The organism is Cobetia sp. SIMBA_158 (genome assembly GCF_046566945.1).
Lineage (GTDB): Bacteria > Pseudomonadota > Gammaproteobacteria > Pseudomonadales > Halomonadaceae > Cobetia > Cobetia amphilecti.
Genome location: NZ_JAWJYL010001218.1, coordinates 1 through 230 on the forward strand (window position 1 = coordinate 1; position 230 = coordinate 230).

1 protein-coding gene is annotated in these 230 nt (G+C 68.3%); it reads right to left on the reverse strand.

Going from position 1 to position 230, the window contains the following annotated elements; all coding sequences use genetic code 11:
- On the reverse strand, positions 1-230 hold a 230-nt coding region (locus R2R70_RS23600), incomplete at both ends, for an FUSC family protein (protein WP_410979433.1).

The following is a 230-nucleotide window of genomic DNA, read 5'->3' on the forward strand; positions in this document are numbered from 1 at the left end:
GTCACGCTGCGCAGGCTTTCCAGGCCCACCGCCTCGGCGATGAAGCGCACGTTGCTGCTTTCGAAACGGTCGCGCTGGCTGTCGCCGCGCAGGCCTTCGGCGACGAAGCCAGCGAACACGCCAAAGCGCTGGTACAGGGCGTTGCGCATCGAGGCACTGGCCGACTGCGGCAGGATCGCGGCGCTGACCAGGGTCGACACCAGGATGCCCAGGGAGATCTCCAGCACCCG